Here is a 22,334-nt window from a genome sequence, read left to right on the forward strand (position 1 = left end):
ACGCTACCGCCCCTGGCACAGCAATCCAGTCCACTAAACGCGATTTCCCCTACTCAAGCATAGTCAGACTATCCTGCCTGGCTAAATTTTTTCTTCAGATAACTCCTGGAAACAAAATCTCATCAAGGATTACCAAAAGAATCACTAATTCTCCCGCCTCGGCATGAGGCATACAAGTTTAATTTGAAAATTTTTATGAAGAGTAGGGATAATTGCTTTATGTGCGCAATTAAACAGCAGGCGAGCTGTTTTTTTTGGCCTGCTAACGTTAAAAATTCGTTATTGGGAATTTTCCCATATAATTCAGGATATATGAGCAATTCACAGAATTTTTCATTTTACAGCGAGCAAAAAAAAAGCTCCCACTGTGGGAGCTTTCAATGTAGTAACAAGTGAAATTGATTATTAACGATAACCATTTGGGTTATTTGACTGCCAGTTCCACGTGTCGCGCATCATCTCATCAATGCCGCGTGAAACCCGCCAGTCGAGTTCGCTATCAGCCAGAGACGCATCGGCCCAGAAAGCGGCCAGGTCGCCATCACGACGCGGAGAAACCTGATAGGGTATCGGCCGACCGGAAGCTTTCTCGAAAGCCTTAACCATTTCCAGTACCGAATATCCCTTACCCGCGCCCAGATTATAAGCTTTATAACCGCTAATCGCAGGCAGATGGTCCAGCGCTTTAAGATGCCCTTCCGCCAGATCCATCACGTGAATATAATCACGCACGCCGGTACCGTCTTTCGTTGGATAATCATCACCAAAGATGCCCAATTTTTCCAGGCGACCGATTGCCACTTGTGCAATATAAGGCAGCAGGTTATTAGGTATTCCGTTAGGATCTTCACCAATCAACCCGGATTCATGCGCACCGACCGGATTGAAATAGCGCAGAGCAATCGTTTTGAACTCGGGGTTGGCTTTGGCATAGTCGCGCAGGATCTGCTCAACCATCAGTTTAGACGTGCCGTAAGGACTGGTCGTGCCGCCAATCGGGGTTGTTTCCACATAGGGAACTGGCGCATCGGCACCGTAAACGGTGGCCGAAGAACTGAAGATAAACTGGTTAACGCCCGCACTGCGCATCTCTTCCAGCAGCACCAGCGTGCCGGTAACGTTGTTCTGATAGTACTCCAGCGGCTTACGCGTAGATTCCCCTACTGCTTTCAGCCCGGCAAAGTGGATCACCGCGCTGATATTGTGGCTGGCGAAAATATCCCGCAGGCAGGCACGATCGAGAATATCGCCTTCGCGGAAGGTGGCGGTTTTACCCGTCAGCTTTTCAACACGATTCACCGATTCTTTCGAGGCGTTGCTCAAATTATCCAACACCACCACATCATCACCGCGGGTCAGCAGCGACAGTACAGTATGGGAACCGATATAGCCTGCTCCACCCGTTACTAAAATAGCCATTCAGACTCCTTCACGCAGCGGGCAGACCCGCGGCACCCTCAGATTGTTATTTTGCCAGAATTTTTTTCACTGCATCGCGGAAATCACGTCCCTGGGCGTTATTACGCAGCCCCCAGGTCACGAAAGCCTGCATATAACCCAGCTTGCGTCCGCAGTCGAAGCTTTGCCCCGTCAGCAGATGCGCATCGACTGGTTTCTTTTTGCTCAGGTTAGCGATCGCGTCGGTTAACTGATAGCGTCCCCACGCGCCCGGTTCCAGATTTTCCAGCTCGGACCAGATATCGGCAGAAAGCACGTAGCGGCCTACTGCTGAGAGGTCAGAGTCCAGCGCCTGCGGCTGCTCTGGTTTTTCAACATAATCGACAATCTGACTAACGCGGCCAGGAATGGTCAGCGGATCTTTGGTGGTGATCACCGAGTATTCAGAAAGATCGGCGTCCGGCAGGCGGTTAACCAGCACCTGGCTACGTCCGGTTTCTTCAAAGCGAGCTACCATCGCGGCCAGGTTGTAACGCAGCGGGTCCGCTGAAGCGTCATCCAGCAGCACATCCGGCAGCAGCACAACAAAGGCTTCATCGTGGAGCATTGGGCGGGCGCACAGCAGGGAGTTCGCGAGACCCAGAGGCTGCGGCTGACGCACGTTCATAATGGTTACGCCCGGCGGACATATGGACTGAACTTCGCTGAGCAGCTGGCGCTTAACGCGAGCCTCAAGCAGCGCTTCCAGTTCGTAAGAGGTATCAAAATGGTTTTCTACTGCATTTTTAGAAGCGTGGGTGACCAGTACAATTTCCTTAATGCCCGCTGCCACGCACTCGTCGACGATATACTGAATCATCGGCTTATCAACGATCGGCAACATCTCTTTAGGAATCGCTTTTGTAGCAGGGAGCATATGCATACCGAGACCCGCGACCGGGATAACTGCTTTAAGCTTGGTCATAATTTTTCCATATAAATGAAGTAATAAGCGTTCGCTGATTATGCATTATCGGTGCGATCCTTAAGTATAATCTTAATCTGAAAATTGTTCAGCGGTCAGTGCCAATTAAAACTCAAGAAACCAGCGAAATCGCTCTTTAATATGCAGTTAGTACGGCTCAATAATATGCTACGCCACCGGCAATAAAACCAGCTTAAACGGGATGATTTTAGTATTTATGGTCAATAAATAGTTCATTCCACATAAGTCAATAAATGATAATAATCTGCAACTATCTCAGCAGGGGGTTATCAGTTGAAATCACGGGGATTCACACTCATCATTACGCAACAACTTTTGGTTAACAGGTAAAAACAATGTTCGAATGGATCGCCGACCCGTCAATCTGGGCCGGACTGGTCACCCTGGTGGTGCTGGAATTAGTGCTGGGCATTGATAACCTGGTGTTTATCGCCATCCTGGCGGAGAAACTCCCCCCTGCCCTGCGCGACCGCGCTCGCGTTACCGGCTTGCTGCTGGCGCTGTTGATGCGCCTGATGCTGCTGGCCTCTATATCCTGGCTCTCTTCCCTCACGGCTCCGCTGTTTTCGATTGCCGGGCATGCTTTTAGTGCTCGCGATGCGATTATGCTGACGGGGGGTGTCTTCCTGCTGTTTAAAGCCACCGTTGAGCTGAATGAACGGCTGGAAGGTAAAGATGAAGAGGAAAATCCGCAAAAACGCGGTGCGCGGTTCTGGCCGGTGGTGGCACAAATCGTGGTACTGGATGCGGTATTTTCCCTCGATTCGGTAATCACCGCCGTGGGCATGGTGGACCACCTGGCGGTGATGATGGCCGCGGTGATTATCTCGATCATGCTGATGCTGCTAGCCAGTAAACCGCTGACCCGCTTCGTGAACGGCCACCCGACGATTATTATTCTCTGTCTGAGCTTCCTGCTGATGATCGGTTTCAGCCTGGTCGCCGACGGTTTTGGCTATCACATTCCTAAAGGCTACCTCTACGCGGCCATCGGATTCTCGGTGATGATCGAGGCGCTTAATCAGCTTTCCCAGTTCAACCGCCGTCGGTTCCTGTCGGCTAAAGCCCCGCTGCGCAAGCGTACCGCTGAAGCGGTTTTACGCCTGCTGCGCGGCAGCCATGAACCGGCTGAACTTGACGCGGAAACCGCCTCTCTGGTGGCCAGTAACGCCGCGCCAAAAGCGATTTTTAATAAGCAGGAGCGGATGATGATTGCGCGGGTGCTGGCAATGGGCCAACGCAGCGTCAGCAGCATCATGACCTCGCGCCATGATATCCAGCACATTGACCTTGCCGAATCGCCGGAAGAGATTATGTCCCGCCTGGACAATAATCAGCACACGCGCCTGATCATTACTGAAAATAGCGAAGAGCCGCTTGGTGTGGTTCACGTGATTGAACTGCTGAAACAGGCGCTGCACGGCAACAGCCTCGATCTGCGGGCCTTAATCCGTCAGCCGCTGGTGTTCCCTGAACAGCTACCGCTGCTGCCCGCACTGGAGCAGTTCCGCAATGCGCGCACCCACTTTGCCTTCGTGGTGGACGAATTTGGTTCGGTGGAAGGCGTGGTCACGTTGAGTGACGTGATGGAAACGATTGCCGGTAATCTGCCAAACGAGGGTGAACGACTGGACCCTCGTTACGATATTCAGCAAAACGCCGACGGCAGCTGGACGGCTAACGGGCATATGCCGCTGGACGACCTGACGATGTACCTGCCGCTGCCGCTGGATGAAAAGCGTGAATACAATACGCTGGCGGGACTACTGATGGAGCATTTACAGCACGTCCCTCAGCAAGGGGAAGAGGTACAGATCGGCGATTATTTGATCCGCACCCTGCAGGTAGAAAACCATCGGGTACAAAAAGTGCAGATCGTACCGCCACCGGCGGAAGAGGAATAGAAGTAAAGCATATTGCGCAGGCTCTGTATTTTTCGCCAGCCTGCGCAGGATAGCGCCACGTTACTTCCCGCCTGGGGTTGTAAGAAAACGCGGTGAAATGGCGCAACGCGCGGCAGATGAGATAAAACGTGACGGTATGAGATTAAGAGCTGCTACCGGCTTACATATCCTTCAGCAGCTTTTTCACATCGTTACGCTTTTCATTGTCCGGGTTGCGCCCCATCCACTCTTTCAAGCGCTGTTTCGCTTCATCACGCAACTGCTGGCGCAGCACCTGATCGACTTTCAGGCTGTAGTTAATCGTCGACCACGGGCCGTAAATCCGCAGCGGCACCGGCGTTTGCTGCAAACGCCTGACCAGCGTGTCATCGCCCTGCCAGCCGCGCATCACCGTCACGCCAAAGTTAATATCCAGCTCCCTTTTTGCCAGATCGACATTACCGCTGCCGGTATAGTTCAGAATGGTCGACTGCGCATTCAGCTCAGGGAAGGTGACCAGGCCGTTATTCAACGTGGCGTGGCCGCTAATCTGCTGCAGGATCGGCTGGTCGTTACGCTCACCGCGCACTTTGTCGCTGTTCCCTTCCACAGCACGCTGAATCAGCTGCTGGAAGTTAAGCCCGGCAAACTGGGCGTTATCCAGCTTGAGATCAGCACTCCCCTGCCACTGATGATTAAATTCAGCCACGGTTAAGCCATTGCCGCTGAAATCACCGTCCAGCGACAGCTCACCGCTAATGGTATCCGGCAGGTTAAATGCTTTTAACAGGGGACCGATACCAACGCGCTGAAATGAAGGCTTAAGTGCAACACGGGTCTGTGAACTACGGACGTCAATACTCCCCGGCAGGGAGAACGTACCGCCGCCAGCCTGGCCCTGCAGCCTGACCAGACTGAGCAAGCCCTGCTGATTCGTCGCCTCCAGATCCACCGCATCCATATCGATGCCGCGCCAGCGAAGTTTAGCAATTTTCAAACCGATTTTACCGTCGATGGCATTCAACGGTGAGTCCGCATTGTTGACAGGCGCTGATTCCGCGATCACCGGTGCACGCCCGGTACGCTGACTCTGCTGCGCCGCATCGGCGTTAGTGGTTTCTGGAATGCCTAACAGTGAATCCATATTCAGCGTTGCCGAACTAAGATCCGCCACAACCTGCGGCCGGTTACCGAGAGTGCCGGTAATTATCCCGCTCAGCTGACTGTCATTGGCACTGAGCTGAATGTCGCTAAGGCTGAAGCGCTGATTAGCATTATCCCAGCTGGCTGCCATAGCCGCCTGGCCTTTAATCCCGGTTTGCGGCAGATCGGCACCCTGCAGCTGATAGTCGAGCTGTTTAATGGCGGCGTTTATCTGGCGGGGATAGTGGGTGATATCAAGTTCGCTGCTGAACTGAAGGCGCAGATCGCGCTGATCGCGGCTAATTCGGCTGCTGAACTCAAGATTAACCAATCGCGGCTGGGTCTGATCGAGCCGCAGATTAAAATCGCGAACGTTAAGCTGCTCGCCGTTATCCTGCTGCCAGACCAGCAGGCTATCGACAATCCGCAGATGAGAAATATCGAATCGCCAGCCGCGAGTCACATCTTCAATCACCGACGGCGGTGCACTGCCTGCAGGACCAATCGGCGCATCGGCAGGCCGCTGGCGCTCGCTTTCCGGGATCAGCCGAACAACGGCATTTTTAAGCATGACCTGTTTTACGGAAAGCTGGTGGGACAGAAGAGGCAGAAGATTGACATCCAGACGCATGTTTTCCGCGCTGACCACGGGCTGAGAAGCCCCCTGAGCGGTCAGCGTGACCGGCCCGGAAAGAATACTCAGCTGCGGCCAGACGTGCCAGCGCAACTCGCCTTTCAACGCAAGCTGATAGCCGCTGCGCTGCTCAACCTGCTGGGCCATATAGGCGCGAAAATCATTGGGATTGACCAGCAGAACGAGTGCGGTCATTCCGGCCACCATCACCACCAGTAGAATGGCCAGTGTGGTTATCAATCTTTTCATGCCTCTGCCACCTTTAGTCTTTGTCGATTCGACTGGCAACCGCGCCCTGCTGACCTTTATATTTCGCATCCTGGCGGCTGTTGTACGGGCGTGCTGCCGGGCCCGATAGCGGTTCAAAGCTCAGTGCGCCGATCAGCATACCGGGGCGAAGAGCCAGCGGAAGTTTACCGGAATTGTAAAACTCCAGCACAATACGCCCCTGCCAGCCGGGATCGATACGATGCGCGGTCACATGTACCATCAAGCCCAGCCTGGCGAGCGATGAACGCCCGTCAAGCCAGCCGACCAGATCGTCAGGCAGCGTCACCGACTCAAAGGTTACCGCCAGCGCCAGCTCCCCCGGATGCAGAAAGAACGCTTCGCCTTCCGGCAGAACGATTTCGTCGCTCATCACCCGATCCAGCGCAGCGCTGACTTCATGCTTTGGTCCGCTCAAATCAATAAACGGAGCCGTGTGGCCGCGAAACGTGCGGAACTGGTTGCCAAGGCGAACGTCAACCGTGGCACCACTGATGCGTTCCACCGGCGGGCGCGGGGTAATGCCCAGTTTGCCATTATCGAGCCAGGCTTCAATATCGCGGTCACATAATCTCATAACGGGGACTCCAACCTATTCAGAAATGCTTAAAAGCGGCGACGAGAACAACGGGAAAGCGCACCGTTCGACCTCCGTAGCCTGCCCGCCAGGCGGGCCTGCAAGGGTTACTCAAAGAACTGATTAATCTTCGCCTTGAGGATATCAATAGCGATGCGGTTTTTCCCGCCACGCGGCACGATAATATCCGCATACTGCTTTGATGGTTCAATAAACTGCAGGAACATCGGGCGAACCGTCTTCTGATATTGAGCCATCACCGAATCCATTGAGCGGCCACGCTCATTTACATCACGTTTCATGCGGCGCATCAAACAGATATCGAGCGGAGTGTCGACGAAGATCGAGAAATTCATCTCCTGACGCAGGCGTGCATCGGTCAGCAGCAGGATGCCTTCGAGGATAATGACCTTCTTTGGCTTCAGCGTGATGGTTTTTTTCTCACGCGTATGCTCAACATAGCTGTAGACCGGCAGTTCAATCGACTGCCCGGCTTTCAGCATTTGCAGATGCTGAAGCAGCAGCGTGTGATCCATGGCACTCGGGTGGTCGTAGTTAGTTTTAACCCGTTCTTCCATCGTTAAATGGCTTTGGTCTTTGTAATAGGCATCCTCCGGGATCACGCCAATGTTTTCATCACCCACGCGATCGCGCACTTCACGATACAGCGTACTGGCGATAAGACTTTTCCCCGAGGCTGAAGCGCCTGCGATACCTACGATGACGCACTGATGCGACTTGTCAGCCATAAATTAACGACCTGATTCCGAGACAAAATGAAAGGATAAATAGCCAGCTTCCTGAAATATGAAGGGCATAGCGCGCGCAATTATAGGGAGTTCACCCATCTGATGCCAGAAAAAAGCATCCCCGGCCTTTTCAGATTATACCGTTAGATAATATGCTGGCGTGCGGTTAAAGTACGACAAGCAAAAAAGCCTCAAGGAAACAGCGTGCCAGATCACATAATGCATCTTTTGACCTATTTCGGTGACAGCATGCTGTTACTGCCGACTGCGGTCATCATCGCCTTCCTGCTGCGCTGGAAAAACGACGACAAACGCGCCGTCTGGTTCTGGCTGCTGGCGTTCGGCTGTGCGGGACTGGTGGTCAGCCTGTCAAAAATCGCCTTCCTCGGCTTTGGGATTGGCAGCGTGCGCTTTAACTTCACCGGCTTCAGCGGCCACAGTGCCATGTCCGCCACCCTGTGGCCAGTAATGCTCTGGCTGCTGAGCGGCCGCCTTTCCGTAATATGGCGGCGCGTTGTGCTGATCGCGGGTTATCTTATCCCGGTTATCGTTGGGATATCGCGCCTGGAACTCAATGCTCATTCAGTGAGCGAGGTGATTGCCGGTCTGGTTCTGGGCTTTACGCTTAGCACCGCCTTTTTGCTCAGCCAGCGTACCGTTCGGCCAAGGGGTTTTTCACTGGCGCAGCTGTGCATCGCGCTGCTGGTGCCCGTCCTTCTTTTCAGTAACGGACGTGTTGCCACCACTCAGCAGTTTCTGCAAAAGCTGTCTGCACAAATTGCCGGCATCGAACACCCGTGGACGCGCGCGGATCTGTTAAAAATCAAGCAATAAACTCAACTTAATCTGGGGCATTTCTCGCAGGTTTTTTGTGCCATCCACTTCAACCTGGGTTTCTTGTGCTAGCATGGCTTTAGAGATAAAGATTGCGCCGCTGCCTGGCGCCGTGCTGGATAAGTGTGGATGGCCTCAGAAACGTTAGCCAATGTACAACATAGCCGGACGCAGTGGCTGAACAGCCTGCTGCTGGGTTTACTGAGCCTGGCATCCACCCTTTACTGCCTTGAGTTGATTAAAATCAGCGGCCAGATCTCACCGCTGTGGTTTTCCACTGCGCTGATGACCATCGTGGTATTTCGCAATCCTGTACGTCACCTGCCGCTGCTGCTAAGCGGCTGCATGGTAGGGGTGATCTGCGCGAATGCCATTATCCTCGGTCCCAGCTTGTCCAACCTGAAATTTCCATTGATTAATCTGGCCCAGGCACTGATGGGGGGCGTAATGCTTCGCCTGCTGTTGGATCATCATGCTCCGCTGAATACGCTGTACAGCTGGGCCAGAATGATGCTGGCAGTTGGCCTGTTTACCCCGCTTCTGGGCGCGATGCTGGCCAGCGCGCTGCTGAATATCCCCGCCGCTTCACTGACGCAGTTTTTCTCAACATGGGTTGCTTCAGAGGTCATCGGTATGCTGGCGCTCGGTCCGGTTGCACTGCTGTGGCAGCGCGACTCGCTGATGAAGCATCGGGTGCTGATCGAAACGGTACTCACCCTGCTGGTCACCCTTACTCTTAGCTGGCTGGCCCTGCGCTTTCTGCCATGGTCGTTTGCCTTCGTGATTGTCATTCTGTTTTACAGCGCCGTGCGTTTGCCGCGGCTGGCCGCGTTCATCGTTTATCTTGTGACGGTATCGATGATCTCATTGATGCTGGCGCTGAACCTGATCCCGCAGGACTTTATCAGCGCACCGTTGCTGGTCTCGGTTCCCTGGCTACCCTTCCTGCTGGCGCTGGTGCCCAGCCATTTAATGACCCTGGTGATGCACTCGTTCCGCGAAGAGCGCAAGCATATCTCGGAGAGTGAAACCCGCTTTCGTCATGCGATGGAATATTCGGCGATCGGCATGGCGCTGGTGGCACCCGGCGGTCAGTGGCTGCAGGTCAATAAATCGCTGTGCCGCCTGCTTGGCTATCGCCAGGATGAACTTGAAGGAATGACCTTCCAGCAGCTTAGCCATCCCGACGATCTGAATGCCGATTTAATACAGATGAATGCCCTGCTGGCCGGAGAGATCGCCAGCTACAGTATGGAAAAGCGCTATCTTCGCAGCGACGGCCAAACCGTCTGGGCGCTTCTGGCCGTTTCTCTGGTGCGCGATAGCGAACAGCAGCCACTCTATTTCATATCGCAAATAGAGGATATAACCGGGCTTAAGCAAACCGAGAAGGTCAATCAGCAACTGATGGAGCGCATTACCCTGGCCAATGATGCTGCCGGAATCGGCGTATGGGAATGGCATCCAATCACCGGGGAAATGACCTGGGATCGGCGTATGTTTCAGCTCTACCATCTGCCGGAAAACGCAACGATAACTCAGCAGAGCTGGATAAACTGCCTGCTTCCCGCCGATCGAAAAAAGGTGATGGCCTTGCTTGATGACGCGGTGAAAAACACCTCACCGATTGACGTTGAGTACCGTATTGAAACCAGCTCGGGTATCCGCTACATCCGCTGCCAGGGCAATATGGTAGCGGGTGAACCCGGCCAGTCTTCGCGTATGTTAGGGATTAATCAGGATGTCACCGCATTTCGCCAGCTGACCGACGCCCTCGATCAGGAAAGGGAGCGCATGCACATCACGCTGGATGCCATTGATGAAGCGGTGATCAGCACCGATGAAGAGATGCAGGTGATCTTTATGAATCCGGTGGCGGAAAAAATGACCGGCTGGCCTCAGCACCACGCGGTGGGCAAGCCCATCGCCGAAATCTTGCAGATCACCCACGGCGGTGAAGGGCCAGAACAAGAGATCGTCCTCAGCTGCGCCCTGCCGAAAAATACCAAACCCGCTGACTCCCCGGACCAGGATCTCGTCCTGCACAATCGCGCCGGCGAGGTGTTTGCCATCAACTACAGCCTGTCGCCGCTGAGCACCCAGGAAGGCGACAATATCGGTAGCGTCATGGTTATCCAGGACGTCAGCGAGTCGCGGGAAATATTTAAACGCCTGCGCTACAGCGCCTCTCACGACATGCTTACCCGCCTGCCGAACCGTGCCAGCTTTGAGCAGCGTTTGAAAGTGTTGCTGATGCCGCAGGAAAATCAGCGCATGCATCACGTGCTGGCCTTCGTCGACCTGGACCGCTTTAAGGCGGTAAATGACAGCGCCGGCCACGCCGCCGGGGATGCACTGCTGCGTGAGCTGTCGACGCTGATGATGCGCCAGCTGCGCGGCAGCGACTTCCTCGCCCGTCTTGGCGGCGATGAATTTGGCATGCTGCTGCCGGAATGTTCGCTGGAGGACGCCAGCGAGATTGCCAGTCGCCTGGTCGCCACCATCAGTCAATATCAATTCCTGTGGAAAGGTCACGAGTTCTCTGTTGGAGCCAGCGCCGGGCTGACCATTTTTGACAGCAGCAGCAACGCGGTTGAAGTGATGACACAGGCCGATATCGCCTGCTATCAGGCCAAAAACAGCGGTCGGGGCAAGATTGCGGTTTACGGCGAAGCAACGGATAACGACCTGCCTCCGGCACCTGGCATCGCCCTCCCTCCCCGTTAATAAAACCACTATACCCCCTTGCTCTGCCGACACGGCCAGGCTAAAGTCGCCCCCTTTTTTTCCCCACTCAGCGGAGAGAACGATGTTTATCGGTTTCGACTACGGTACGGCCAACTGCTCGGTCGCCATCATGGACCAGGGCCAGCCAAAAATGCTGCCATTAGAGCAGGGTTCCCCCTATTTACCCTCAATGCTGTGTGCGCCAACCCGTGAAGCCGTCAGTGAATGGCTGTTCCGCCATCATCAGGTCCCTACGCCGCACGCTGAGAGCCAGGCGCTGCTGCGCCGCGCCGTCGCTTTCAACCGCGAAGAAGATATTGAAGTCACACCGGCCAGTGTGAAGTTCGGCCTGGCCTCGCTGGCCCAGTATATGGACGATCCGGAAGAGGTGTGGTTTGTAAAATCACCGAAATCGTTCCTTGGTGCCAGCGGCCTGAAGCCGCAGCAGGTCGCGCTGTTTGAGGACCTGGTCTGCGCAATGATGCTGCATATTCGTCAGTCGGCGGAAAGCTCGCTGAACGACAGCGTGACCCAGGCGGTGATTGGCCGCCCGGTCAACTTCCAGGGGCTGGGCGGCGAAGACGCCAACCAGCAGGCGGAAGGCATTCTGGCCCGCGCGGCCAGCCGTGCCGGTTTTAGCGATGTGATTTTCCAGTTCGAGCCGGTAGCCGCCGGTCTGGACTTTGAAGCCACGCTGAGCAAGGAAAGCCGCGTACTGGTCGTAGACATCGGCGGCGGAACCACCGACTGCTCGATGCTGCTGATGGGGCCGCAGTGGCACGATAAATCCGATCGTAGCGACAGCCTGCTGGGTCACAGCGGTTGCCGCGTAGGCGGTAACGATCTGGATATTATGCTGGCCTTTAAGGAGCTGATGCCACTGCTGGGTCTGGGTGGTGAAACCGTGAAAGGAATGGGCCTGCCTGCCCTGCCGTGGTGGAATGCGGTGGCGATTAACGACGTTCCGGCACAGAGTGATTTCTATGCCGCGGCCAGCAACAAGCTGCTACAGGATCTGATCCGCGATGCGCGCGAGCCGGAGAAGGTGAAGCGCCTGCTGAAAGTCTGGCGCCAGCGCCTGAGCTATCGTCTGGTGCGTGCGGCGGAAGAGAGCAAGATTGCGCTTTCCGATCGGCCACAGACGCTGGCGGGATTAGATTTTATCGACGACGGGCTGGCAACGGATATCAGCGTGGCGGCGCTCCAGGCGGCGATTAACCAGCCTCTTGAGCGGATTCAGGAGCAGGTTGCGCTGGCGCTGGAGACCAGCGGCACGAAGCCCGACGTGATTTATCTGACCGGCGGCAGCGCGAAATCACCTGTTCTGCGCCAGGCATTGCAGCGTCAGCTGCCGGATATCCCGCTGACCAGCGGCGATGATTTCGGTTCAGTTACGGCGGGGCTGGCGCGCTGGGCGCAAGTGATGTTCCGCTAAGGGCCGCCTCAGTTTCTTCACCCGGCTGTTGTCCTTCAGGCCGGGTGATGGTGACCCGGCATCTCACGGAAGAAATCGAGGTTTAGGCTTTACGTCGATTAATGATTGCGCGGGCACAGCGGCCAATCAGCGGAACGGCAATCATTGCCAGGATCACCGAGACGATCGCCAGGAAGAGCAGCACGGAGACGATTGGGTTAAGCACGCCACCAAGGCTGGTGATATGGCTGAACGAGGCAAAGCGCTCTGGCGGCATATCACGCAGGATGGCTCCTGGCAGGATCATAAAGAACACCAGGCTGACCGGCAGGTAGACGATAAATATCTTTTTCTTGTTCATACGGTTTGCCTCACGGCGGTGGGAACATGTACAGGGCGGTGATGATACCTCAAAGCCGCGAGTCCCATCAACGCGTTGCCGTGCGGGGCGCTGGATAATAGGTGTCTGGAGGCAGCCTCTGCTGCTGCTCCAGGGCGGTCCTCGCGCCGCGGTGCGGTGCCCTCGGTTACGCCATAGCGCTGCGGATGCCCTTACGCAGCAGCAGAGTCTGTCCCCTTTAATTATTTCATCGCTTTTGGATTTCAAAGAATAACCAGATTTGCAGATAAACTTGATGCTGCACGGGGCAACTCATTCGGCGAAAAATAGACCTGCTAACCGTAAATGAAAGAACACCAGTTCCACATAAATGCTCCAACACCGCTTAACCAATTATTTTCAGGCAACACGAAAGTCAGAGAGCAGGCGGGTTGTGCCCCCGAGAGGGCAATCCGCAGCGCTGAACGCAGAGAGGAAGCCAGGATTTGGCCGCATGGACGCGGCCAAAAGTCACAGCCGCGCAGGACGCGCGTCTGTGGCGGTCCGGGAGGCTGACGAACGAAGTGAAGGGACCGCGCAGCGGCGCGAGGACCGCCCGAACGGGGGCACAACCCGCCAGCGCAAACTCCCAACTCTGCAAACAACATAACCCATGCCAACACAAGACTCTGCAACCAACACAGCAAGCGTCTGGCTGTTATGCCCTCTTACGGTCACCAAGCCACCGGCCTATCAGTAACTACTGACCTCAGAAAGCAAACGCTTATCCGCATCAGTCAGCTTCAACTGAGTCGCCTTCGCCAGCTCATCCACCTGCGCCAGCGACGTCGCACTAACAATCGGCGCGGTAATGCTCGGGCGCGCAATCTGCCAGGCCAGCGCCACCTGCGTTGGTGAAGCATGATGCGCTTCGGCCACCTGCACCAGCGCATGCACAATCTTCAACCCGCGATCGTTCAGATACTTCTCCACCACGCCCTGCCCGCGCGCACTCTTCGCCGCATCTTCCGGCTTGCGGTACTTACCGCTGAGGAAGCCGCTGGCCAGCGAATAATAGTTAATCACGCCCAGCCCATGCTCCTCTACCACCGCTTCCAGACCGCTTTCGTAGCCTTCGCGATCGTACAGGTTATATTCCGGCTGCAGCGTCTCATAGCGCGCCAGACCGGCATCCGCACTGATTTTCAGCGCTTCACTCAGTCGGTCGGCGGAGTAGTTTGAGGCACCGATAGCACGCACCTTGCCCTCTTTAATTAATGCATCAAAGGTAGCCAGCGTATCCTGTAATGGCGTATCTTCATCATCGCGGTGCGCCTGATACAGATCGATATAATCGGTTTGCAGACGTTTGAGGGAGGCTTCAACCGCCTGGCGAATGTATTTAGGTGCCAGACCGGTTTTACCGTCGCCCAAATCCATCCCCACCTTGGTGGCCAGAATGATTTTGTCGCGTTTACCGCTCTGCTTCAGCCAGTTACCGATGATGGTTTCTGATTCGCCGCCCTCGTTGCCGGGAACCCAGCGCGAATAAACATCGGCGGTATCAATAAAATTCAGACCTTTCTCCACCAGTGCATCCAGCAGGGAAAAGGACGTTGATTGATCGGCCGTCCAGCCAAAAACGTTACCCCCAAAGGTCAGTAGCGGAACCTGAATGCCGGAACGACCAAGCTGGCGATGTTCTGAAGTACTCATTTCAATCTCCTGGTAGATGGGTTGCACGGCATCAATCTTAGCAGACTAACTATCTGTCGCTTCGACATTTTCTGTCTAATAATTTGCAGAATGTGAACAGAAGACAATGCAGAACTATACAGTTATCCTTATTTCCTTCATTTTTCGTAAGTTATAATTAGCTAATATGAAGAGTGGACGCCTTTTCGTCCCATCTGGACATTTCCCCGCTACCGGAGAGCAAGAGAGTTAATGAAAGCACAGCGCCGTTTCCCCATTATCCCACTGGTTGTTATTCTTGCCGCACTGGTTGGCGGCGGCCTGTACTGGTGGCACAGCCATGCTGATGCTCCGGGAGCAAAACCTGACACAGCTGAAAAATCCGCGCATCCTCGTGGCCGTGGCGGGCGCGGCCCCGGTGGGCCAGGCGGTCCTGGCGGTATGGGCGCAGAATTAAGCCCGGTGCAGGCGGCTGTCGCGCAAAGCAAAAGCGTGCCGCAGTACCTCTCCGGCCTCGGCACCGTCACCGCCGCCAACACCGTCACCCTGCGCAGCCGCGTTGACGGCGATTTGATGGCGCTGCACTTTACCGAAGGGCAGCAGGTGAAAGCCGGACAGCTGCTGGCCGAAATCGATCCCCGCCCGTGGCAGGTTGCGCTGATCCAGGCAGAAGGCCAGCTGGCGAAGGATCAGGCAACGCTGGCCAACGCCCGCCGCGACCTGGCGCGCTATGAAAAGCTGGCGAAAACCAGCCTGGTTTCGCAGCAGGACCTCGACACTCAGAAATCACTGGTTAGCGAAACGCTGGGCACCATTAAAGCTGATGAGGGCAGCGTTGCCAGCGCCAAACTCAACCTCACCTACAGTCGCATCACGTCACCGATTGATGGCCGCGTGGGCCTGAAGCAGGTGGATATCGGCAACTACATCACCAGCGGCGATACCAATGGAATTGTGGTGATCACCCAGACGCACCCGATCGACCTGGTCTTCAGCCTGCCGGAAAATGATATCAGCGCCATTCTTAACGCGCAGAAACAGGGCGCTGTTCCGGTCGAAGCCTGGGACCGCAGCAATAAAACGCTGCTGACGCAGGGCGCGCTGCTCAGCATGGATAACCAGATCGATACCACTACCGGCACCGTTAAACTGAAAGCCCGCTTCAGCAATGAGGATGACCGGCTGTTCCCTAATCAGTTTGTGAATGCCCGCCTGAAGGTCGCTACCCTACAGGATGCCATCGTGATCCCGGCAGCGGCGCTGCAAATGGGTAACGAGGGCCACTTTGTCTGGGTGGTCAACGCCGACAATAAAGTCAGCAAAAAATCCGTCACCGTGGGCATTCAGGACAGCGAAACCGTGGTGATTAACAGCGGCCTGCAGGCCGGTGAAAAAGTCGTCACCGACGGCATCGATCGCCTGACCGAGGGTGCAAAAGTCGAAATCGTCGCCCCGCAGTCCACACCGTTGACCTCTGGTAAAAGCGCACAGCCAGCCAAGGGAGCCAGCGACTGATGCAGGGAATGCCTTCCACAACCGGCGGTGGACCATCGCGCCAGTTTATTCTGCGCCCGGTCGCCACCACGCTGCTGATGATTGCGATCCTGCTGGCCGGGATCATCGGTTATCGTTCTCTGCCCGTATCGGCACTGCCGGAAGTGGACTACCCCACGATTCAGGTAGTGACGCTCTACCCCGGTGCCAGCCCGGACGTGATGACCTCTGCCGTCACCGCCCCGCTGGAGCGCCAGTTTGGTCAGATGTCCGGCCTGAAGCAGATGTCCTCGCAGAGCGCGGGCGGCGCCTCCGTGGTAACGTTGCAGTTCCAGCTGACGCTGCCGCTGGACGTGGCCGAGCAGGAAGTGCAGGCCGCGATTAACGCCGCCACCAACCTGCTGCCCAGCGATCTGCCTAACCCGCCGGTGTACAGTAAGGTTAACCCGGCCGATCCGCCAATTATGACCCTTGCCGTGACCACCACCAGCATGCCGATGACTCAGGTCGAGGATATGGTGGAGACCCGCGTGGCGCAGAAGATCTCGCAGGTTTCCGGCGTCGGGCTGGTCACGCTTTCCGGCGGGCAGCGCCCGGCGGTCAGAGTGAAGCTGAACGCGCAGGCGCTGGCATCGCTGGGCATTTCCACTGAAACGGTGCGCACCGCCATCAGCAATGCCAACGTTAACTCGGCGAAGGGCAGCCTGGACGGTCCGGAACGCGCCATTACGCTGTCGGCCAACGACCAGATCAAAACCGCCGAAGGCTATCGCCAGCTGATCGTCACTTACCTTAACGGCGCGCCGGTGCGGCTGGGCGATGTGGCCACCGTTGAACAGGGTGCGGAAAACAGCTGGCTGGGGGCGTGGGCCAACCGCCAGCAGGCGATCGTGCTTAACGTCCAGCGCCAGCCGGGCGCCAATATTATTGATACGGCCGACAACATCCGCCAGATGCTGCCTGCGCTGACCGCCTCACTGCCAAAATCGGTGGACGTTAAGCTGCTGACCGACCGCACGACCAATATCCGCGCGTCGGTTAACGACGTACAGTTTGAGCTGCTGCTGGCCATTGCGCTGGTGGTGATGATTATTTATCTGTTCCTGCGCAACGTTCCCGCCACCATTATTCCGGCCGTGGCGGTGCCGCTGTCGCTGGTCGGCACCTTTGCGGTGATGTATTTCTGCGGCTTTTCGATCAACAACCTGACGCTGATGGCGTTAACCATCGCCACCGGCTTCGTGGTGGATGATGCGATCGTGGTGATCGAGAATATCTCGCGCTACATTGAGAAAGGCGAAAAACCGTTAACCGCCGCGCTCAAAGGTGCCGGAGAGATAGGTTTTACCATCATCTCGCTGACCTTCTCGCTGATTGCGGTACTGATCCCGCTGCTGTTTATGGGCGATATCGTCGGCAGGCTGTTCCGTGAATTCGCCGTGACGCTGGCGGTGGCGATCCTGATATCCGCCGTGGTCTCACTCACCCTGACGCCGATGATGTGCGCGCGCATGTTAAGCGTGGAGTCGCTGCGCAAGCAAAACCGCTTCTCGCGCGCCAGCGAGGCGATGTTTGATAAGGTTATTGCCCACTACGGCAGCCTGCTGAGCCGGGTGCTGAATCATCCGTGGATCACCCTCGGTGTCGCGCTAAGTACGCTGGCGATCACCGTGATGCTGTGGCTGGTGATCCCAAAAGGCTTCTTCCCGGTGCAGGATAACGGCATTATCTCCGGCACCGTGCAGGCCTCACAGTCCGTTTCCTACGCCAGCATGGCGCAGCGCCAGCAAGAAGTGGCCTCGGTGATTATGAAAGATCCGGCGGTGCAGAGCCTGACCTCGTTTGTCGGCGTTGACGGCACCAACTCGGCGCTGAATAGCGGCAGGCTGCAAATCAACCTCAAGCCGCTGGATGAGCGCGACGACCGCATCCCGGTGGTGATTGCCCGCCTGCAACAGCAGGTTGCGCAGATCCCCGGCATCTCCCTGTGGCTGCAGCCGGTGCAGGATCTGACCATTGATACTCAGGTCAGCCGCACCCAGTATCAGTTTACGCTGCAGGCCGGGTCGCTCGACTCGCTCAGCCTGTGGGTGCCGAAGCTGCTGGCAAAACTGAACACCATGCCGGAGCTGAAGGACGTCAGCAACGACTGGCAGGACCAGGGGCTGGAAGCCTATATCCGCGTCGATCGCGATACTGCCAGCCGTCTGGGTATTACCATGGCCGACGTGGACAACGCGCTGTATAACGCCTTCGGTCAGCGCCTGATCTCCACCATCTACACTCAGGCAAATCAGTACCGCGTGGTGCTGGAGCACGACACCACCGCCACGCCGGGGCTGGCCGCGCTGCAAAGCGTGCGGCTGAAAAGCACCGACGGCGGCAGCGTGCCGCTGAGCGCCATTGCCAGCGTTGAACAGCGCCACGGCGCGCTGAGTATCAACCACCTTGACCAGTTCCCGTCGGCGACTTTCTCGTTTAACGTCAGTGACGGCTACTCGCTGGAGCAGGCGGTGAATGCCGTCACTCAGGCCGAGAAGTCGATGGAAATGCCTGCGGAAATCATGACCCAGTTCCAGGGCAGCACCCTCGCCTTCCAGGCGGCGCTTTCCAGCACCGTCTGGCTGATCGTGGCAGCGATTGTGGCGATGTACATCGTGCTGGGCATTCTTTATGAGAGCTTTATTCACCCGATCACCATCCTCTCCACGCTGCCCACCGCGGGCGTCGGCGCGCTGCTGGCGCTGTTGATCAGCGGCAGCGAACTGGACGTGATCGCCATTATCGGCATCATCCTGCTGATTGGTATCGTGAAGAAGAACGCCATCATGATGATCGACTTTGCGCTGGCCGCCGAGCGCGAACAGGGCATGTCGCCGTACGATGCGATTTATCAGGCCTGCCTGCTGCGCTTCCGTCCGATCCTGATGACCACGCTGGCGGCCCTGCTCGGTGCACTGCCGCTGATGCTGAGCACCGGCGTGGGTGCGGAGCTGCGCCGCCCGCTGGGTACAGCAATGGTCGGCGGGCTGATCGTCAGCCAGGTACTGACGCTGTTCACCACGCCGGTGATCTACCTGCTATTTGACCGCCTCGCCCACGCCACTCGCCAGCGCTTCGCGCGCCGGGAGGCAGAGTGAAATTTTTCGCCTTGTTTATCCATCGCCCGGTTGCCACTATCCTGATGACCGTGGCGATCCTGCTGGCCGGTATTCTGGGCTTCCGCCTGCTGCCGGTGGCTCCGCTGCCGCAGGTGGATTTCCCGGTGATTATGATCAGCGCCTCGCTGCCCGGTGCCTCGCCGGAAACCATGGCTTCGTCCGTGGCAACGCCGCTGGAGCGCGCGCTGGGGCGTATTGCCGGGGTGACCGAGATGTCCTCCAGCAGCTCGCTTGGTTCCACGCGCATCATTCTGGTGTTTGACTACGACCGCGATATTAACGGTGCCGCCCGCGACGTGCAGGGCGCGATCAACGCCGCACAAAGCCTGCTGCCGAGCGGTATGCCGTCGCGGCCAACCTACCGCAAGGCCAACCCGTCCGACGCGCCGATCCTGATCATGACCCTGACCTCGGATACCTATTCTCAGGGCCAGCTGTATGACTATGCCTCCACTCAGCTGGCGCAAAAGCTGGCGCAGATTGAGGGCGTAGGGGATGTATCGGTCGGCGGCAGCTCGCTGCCCGCGGTGCGCGTTGAGTTGAACCCGCAGGCGCTGTTTAACCAGGGCCTGTCGCTGGATGCGGTGCGGGAAACCATCGCCAACGCCAACGTGCGCAAGCCGCAGGGCGCGGTGGAAGATAACCACCACCGCTGGCAGCTGAAAACCAACGACGAGCTGAAAACCGCCGCGGAGTATCAACCGCTGATCGTGCACTACAGCAACGGCGCGGCGGTGCGGCTGAGCGACGTCGCCAACGTCACCGATTCGGTTGAGGACGTACGCAATGCCGGAATGGCCAACGCCAAACCGGCGATCCTGCTGATGATCCGCAAGTCGCAGGAAGCCAATATTATCGATACCGTCGACCGCATTCGTGCCGAGGTGCCGGAGCTGCGTAAGATTATCCCGGCATCCATTGAGCTGAACGTGGCGCAGGACCGCTCGCCGACAATTCGCGCCTCGCTGCATGAGGTCGAGCAGTCGCTGGCGATTTCCGTCGGGCTGGTGATTCTGGTGGTGTTTGCCTTCCTGCGCTCCGGCCGCGCCACGCTGATCCCGGCGGTGGCGGTGCCGGTTTCGCTCATCGGCACCTTTGCCGCCATGTACCTGTGCGGATTCAGCCTCAACAACCTGTCGCTGATGGCGCTGACGGTCGCCACCGGCTTTGTGGTCGATGATGCGATAGTGGTGCTGGAGAATATTTCCCGCCATGTGGAAGCCGGGATGAAACCGGTGCAGGCGGCGCTGCAGGGCGTGAGCGAAGTCGGCTTTACCGTGGTGTCGATGAGCATTTCGCTGGTGGCGGTGTTCCTGCCGCTGCTGATGCTCGGCGGGTTGATTGGCAGGCTGTTTACCGAATTTGCCGTGACGCTGTCGGTGGCAATCGGTATCTCGCTGCTGATCTCCATCACCCTGACGCCGATGATGTGCGGGCTGCTGCTGAAGCCGCAGCGCAAACATCAGCAGTCGCGCATTCGCGGCTTCGGCAAGGTGCTGCTGGCCGTGCAGCAGGGATATGGCCGTTCACTGCGGGTGGTGCTGAATCATGCGCGCTGGACGCTGCTGGTGTTCTTCGCCACCATCGGCCTGACCATGTACCTTTACGTGTCCATTCCAAAAACCTTTATGCCGGAACAGGATACCGGGCGGCTGATGGGCTTTATTCAGGCCGACCAGAGTATCTCCTTCCAGTCGATCCGCGACAAGCTGCAGGACTTTATGCGCATCGTGCATGACGACCCGGCGGTGGAGAGCGTGGTCGGCTTTACCGGCGGTTTTCGCACTAACAGCGGGTCGATGTTTATCTCGCTGAAACCGCTGTCGGAACGTACTGAGAACGCCCAGCAGGTGATTGCCCGCCTGCGTACCAAGCTGGCGAAGGAGCCGGGTGCCAACCTGTTCCTGATGGCGGTGCAGGATCTGCGCCTGGGCGGGCGCGAATCCAACGCTGGCTATCAGTATTCCCTGCTGTCGGACAGCCTCGATGACCTGCGCGAGTGGGAGCCGAAAATCCGCCGCGCCTTTGCCGCACTGCCGGAGCTGGCCGACGTCAACTCGGACCAGGAAGACAAAGGTGCAGAGATGGCGCTGACCTACGACCGCGCGGCGATGTCCAGCCTGGGTATTGACGTGTCCGACGTCAACAACCTGCTGAACAACGCCTTCGGCCAGCGGCAAATCTCCACCATCTACCAGCCGCTGAACCAGTATAAAGTGGTGATGGAGGTCGATCCGCGCTACACCCAGGACATCAGCGCGCTGAACCAGATGTACGTGATCAACAGCGAAGGGAAACCGATCCCGCTGTCTTACTTTGCCAGCTGGAAACCGGCGAACTCGCCGCTGTCGGTCAACCACGAGGGGCTGTCGGCGTCCTCGACCATCTCCTTTAACCTGCCGGAAGGCGTGTCGCTGTCGCAGGCCTCGGCGGCCATCGACCGCAGCGTCACCGCGCTGGGCGTGCCGTCCAGCGTGCGCGGCAGCTTTGCCGGTACGGCGGCAGAGTTTGAGAAATCACAGAGCAGCCAGCTGTGGCTGATTATTGCGGCAATCGCCACCGTGTATATCGTGCTGGGCATTCTGTATGAGAGCTACGTTCATCCGCTGACCATTCTCTCCACCCTGCCCTCGGCGGGCGTCGGTGCGCTGCTGGCGCTGGAACTGTTCGGCGCGCCGTTCAGCCTGATCGCGCTGATCGGCATTATGTTGCTGATCGGCATCGTGAAGAAGAACGCCATTATGATGGTGGACTTCGCCATTGAAGCACAGCGCAAAGGCGGGCTGACGGCGCGAGAAGCCATTGAGCAGGCCAGCCTGCTGCGCTTCCGGCCGATTATGATGACCACCCTGGCCGCCCTGCTCGGCGCGCTGCCGCTGGTGCTGACCAGCGGTGACGGTGCCGAACTGCGCCAGCCGCTGGGGATCACTATCGTCGGCGGCCTGGTGATGAGCCAGCTGTTGACGCTGTACACCACGCCGGTGGTTTATCTGTATATGGATAAACTACGCCGGAAGCCGCGCCCGCAGCCTGTGGTTGAGGAAGCCTGATGTG

At 57.1% G+C, this 22,334-nt stretch carries 14 protein-coding genes; 7 read left to right on the forward strand and 7 right to left on the reverse strand.

Annotated features, from left to right (window positions below; all coding sequences use genetic code 11):
• Window positions 1-405: 405 nt before the first annotated feature.
• Complete coding sequence (gene galE / locus JOE09_RS13810) at window positions 406-1,419, reverse strand: UDP-glucose 4-epimerase GalE (RefSeq protein ID WP_205066177.1); 1,014 nt, start codon at window positions 1,417-1,419, stop codon at window positions 406-408.
• A 46-nt stretch (window positions 1,420-1,465) separates the two neighbouring features.
• Window positions 1,466-2,362, reverse strand: a complete 897-nt coding sequence (galF, locus tag JOE09_RS13815; RefSeq protein WP_205066178.1) for a UTP--glucose-1-phosphate uridylyltransferase GalF — start codon at window positions 2,360-2,362, stop codon at window positions 1,466-1,468.
• A 356-nt stretch (window positions 2,363-2,718) separates the two neighbouring features.
• On the opposite strand from galF, the gene JOE09_RS13820 reads away from it, so the two are divergent.
• Window positions 2,719-4,287 carry a TerC family protein gene (locus JOE09_RS13820; protein ID WP_205066179.1) on the forward strand — a complete coding sequence of 523 codons (1,569 nt, stop codon included), beginning with the start codon at window positions 2,719-2,721 and terminating at the stop codon, window positions 4,285-4,287.
• A 160-nt stretch (window positions 4,288-4,447) separates the two neighbouring features.
• Here the strand turns inward: JOE09_RS13820 and asmA are convergent, their stop codons facing one another.
• The 3 genes from asmA to udk form a co-directional block, all read right to left on the reverse strand.
• Complete coding sequence (asmA, locus tag JOE09_RS13825) at window positions 4,448-6,292, reverse strand: outer membrane assembly protein AsmA (protein WP_205066180.1); 1,845 nt, start codon at window positions 6,290-6,292, stop codon at window positions 4,448-4,450.
• Between the two features lie 13 nt (window positions 6,293-6,305).
• Window positions 6,306-6,887 carry a dCTP deaminase gene (gene dcd, locus JOE09_RS13830; RefSeq protein ID WP_200545991.1) on the reverse strand — a complete coding sequence of 194 codons (582 nt, stop codon included), beginning with the start codon at window positions 6,885-6,887 and terminating at the stop codon, window positions 6,306-6,308.
• A gap of 107 nt (window positions 6,888-6,994) precedes the next feature.
• The gene (gene udk, locus JOE09_RS13835) at window positions 6,995-7,636 is read right to left on the reverse strand and encodes a uridine kinase (RefSeq protein WP_123334955.1); all 642 of its coding nucleotides are present in this window, start codon (window positions 7,634-7,636) and stop codon (window positions 6,995-6,997) included.
• A gap of 219 nt (window positions 7,637-7,855) precedes the next feature.
• Here udk and JOE09_RS13840 point away from each other — a divergent pair, with 219 nt between their 5' ends.
• From JOE09_RS13840 to yegD, 3 genes are all read left to right on the forward strand, one after another.
• On the forward strand, window positions 7,856-8,470 hold the full coding sequence (locus JOE09_RS13840; protein ID WP_205066498.1) for a phosphatase PAP2 family protein: 615 nt from the start codon (window positions 7,856-7,858) through the stop codon (window positions 8,468-8,470).
• A gap of 129 nt (window positions 8,471-8,599) precedes the next feature.
• On the forward strand, window positions 8,600-11,197 hold the full coding sequence (locus JOE09_RS13845; protein WP_205066181.1) for a diguanylate cyclase: 2,598 nt from the start codon (window positions 8,600-8,602) through the stop codon (window positions 11,195-11,197).
• Window positions 11,198-11,279: 82 nt separating this feature from the next.
• Window positions 11,280-12,632 (forward strand): molecular chaperone, encoded by a 1,353-nt coding sequence (gene yegD, locus JOE09_RS13850; protein WP_205066182.1) that lies wholly within the window; start codon window positions 11,280-11,282, stop codon window positions 12,630-12,632.
• A gap of 82 nt (window positions 12,633-12,714) precedes the next feature.
• On the opposite strand, the gene JOE09_RS13855 is transcribed toward yegD, so the two are convergent.
• Window positions 12,715-12,972: a hypothetical protein gene (locus tag JOE09_RS13855; RefSeq protein WP_205066183.1), complete on the reverse strand. Its 258-nt coding sequence runs from the start codon at window positions 12,970-12,972 to the stop codon at window positions 12,715-12,717.
• A 711-nt stretch (window positions 12,973-13,683) separates the two neighbouring features.
• Window positions 13,684-14,646, reverse strand: a complete 963-nt coding sequence (locus JOE09_RS13860) for an aldo/keto reductase (protein WP_205066184.1) — start codon at window positions 14,644-14,646, stop codon at window positions 13,684-13,686.
• A gap of 231 nt (window positions 14,647-14,877) precedes the next feature.
• Here JOE09_RS13860 and JOE09_RS13865 point away from each other — a divergent pair, with 231 nt between their 5' ends.
• From JOE09_RS13865 to mdtC, 3 genes are read left to right on the forward strand one after another with little or no spacing between them, the layout of a single operon-like run.
• A complete protein-coding gene (locus tag JOE09_RS13865) occupies window positions 14,878-16,140 on the forward strand; it encodes an MdtA/MuxA family multidrug efflux RND transporter periplasmic adaptor subunit (protein WP_205066185.1) in 1,263 nt (420 codons plus the stop codon).
• A complete protein-coding gene (locus JOE09_RS13870; RefSeq protein WP_205066186.1) occupies window positions 16,140-19,259 on the forward strand; it encodes an MdtB/MuxB family multidrug efflux RND transporter permease subunit in 3,120 nt (1,039 codons plus the stop codon). Before JOE09_RS13865 ends, JOE09_RS13870 begins: the two co-directional genes overlap by 1 nt.
• Window positions 19,256-22,330, forward strand: a complete 3,075-nt coding sequence (gene mdtC, locus JOE09_RS13875) for a multidrug efflux RND transporter permease subunit MdtC (RefSeq protein WP_205066187.1) — start codon at window positions 19,256-19,258, stop codon at window positions 22,328-22,330. The genes JOE09_RS13870 and mdtC overlap by 4 nt, the downstream gene beginning before the upstream one ends.
• Window positions 22,331-22,334 lie beyond the last annotated feature (4 nt).

This window comes from Pantoea coffeiphila (assembly GCF_016909495.1).
GTDB lineage: Bacteria > Pseudomonadota > Gammaproteobacteria > Enterobacterales > Enterobacteriaceae > Erwinia > Erwinia coffeiphila.